The sequence below is a fragment of the Streptomyces sp. NPDC020780 genome, from assembly GCF_044334475.1.
GTDB lineage: Bacteria > Actinomycetota > Actinomycetes > Streptomycetales > Streptomycetaceae > Streptomyces.
The window spans coordinates 1-1,649 of sequence record NZ_JBIRTB010000007.1 but is presented as its reverse complement, the minus strand read 5'-3'; the positions used below and the strand labels follow the sequence as shown (position 1 = coordinate 1,649).

Below are 1,649 nucleotides of genomic sequence, written 5' to 3'. Positions count from 1 at the left end.
CACCACCGGTGCTACCACCGCGGTCGTCGTCGCGGCGCGGGCCGCGCGGACGGTCGTCACGGCGCTCGAAGCCACCACCCGGACGCCCACCACGGTCATCCTCACGACGGGGCGCACGGTCGTCACGACGGAAACCGCCGCCGGCACTACCACCGCGGCTGTCATCACGACGGAACCCACCACCGGTGCTACCACCGCGGTCGTCGTCGCGGCGCGGGCCGCGCGGACGGTCGTCACGGCGCTCGAAGCCACCACCCGGACGCCCACCACGGTCACCACGGTCATCACGCTGACCACCGCGGTACCCACCACGGTCATCCTCACGACGCGGGGCACGCTCGTCACGACGGAACCCACCACCGGTGCTACCACCACGACTGTCATCACGACGGAAACCGCTCGACCGGTCATCGTCCCGGCGGGGACCACGGTCACGGTCATCACGACGGAAGCCGCCACCGGTGCTGCCGCCCCGGTTGTCGTCACGACGGAACCCACCACCGCTGCTACCACCGCGGCTGTCGTCACGACGGAACCCACCACCGCTGCTACCACCGCGGCTGTCGTCACGACGGAACCCACCACCGGTGCTACCACCGCGGCTGTCGTCACGACGGAACCCACCACCGGTGCTACCACCGCGGTCGTCGTCGCGGCGCGGGCCACGGGGACGGTCGTCACGGCGCTCGAAGCCACCACCCGGACGCCCACCACGGTCATCACGCTGACCACCGCGGTACCCACCACGGTCATCCTCACGACGCGGCGCACGCTCGTCACGACGGAACCCACCGCCGGTGCTACCACCGCGGTCGTCGTCGCGGCGGGGACCACGGTCACGGTCGTCACGACGGAACCCACCGCCGGTGCTACCACCGCGGTCGTCGTCACGACGGGGACCACGGTCACGGTCGTCACGACGGAAGCCGCCGCCGGTGCTGCCGCCCCGGTTGTCGTCACGACGGAACCCACCACCGGTGCTACCACCGCGGCTGTCGTCACGACGGAACCCACCACCGCTGCTACCACCGCGGCTGTCGTCACGACGGAACCCACCACCGCTGCTACCACCGCGGTCGTCGTCGCGGCGCGGGCCACGGGGACGGTCGTCACGGCGCTCGAAGCCACCACCCGGACGCCCACCACGGTCACCACGGTCATCACGCTGACCACCGCGGTACCCACCACGGTCATCCTCACGACGCGGGGCACGCTCGTCACGACGGAACCCACCGCCGGCATTCCCCCCACGACTGTCATCACGACGCGGGCCCCGGTCGCGGTCGTCGCGGTTGAAGCCGCCACGGTCGCTGTCACGTCGAGGAGCGCCGGACCGGTCGTCGCGACCGCCTCGGAGGCCGCCCCTGTCTCCGCCGTCCCGGCGACGCGGCTCGCGCTCCGGACGGTCGTCGGAAGAGTTGGTGGACATGGGGGTGACTCCTGTCATCGGGTACCACAGACATTCTCGCGCAGCCGACCATCCGACGCGCTTCGGAAAAACAAAAAAGGACCCTTGGTCCCAGCATGAACGCTGGGACCAAGGGTCCTTGAAAGATTGTTCGGCGGCGTCCTACTCTCCCACAGGGTCCCCCCTGCAGTACCATCGGCGCTGAAAGGCTTAGCTTCCGGGTTCGGAATGTAACCGGGCG

The 1,649-nt window shown here is 70.3% G+C and carries 1 rRNA gene and 1 pseudogene; both read right to left on the bottom strand.

Annotation, left to right across the window (positions count from 1 at the left end):
- A pseudogene (locus tag ACH4VO_RS14660) lies at positions 1-1,447 on the bottom strand (hypothetical protein); the annotation flags it as partial.
- Positions 1,448-1,557: 110 nt separating this feature from the next.
- A 5S ribosomal RNA gene (gene rrf, locus ACH4VO_RS14655) occupies positions 1,558-1,649 on the bottom strand; the annotation flags it as partial.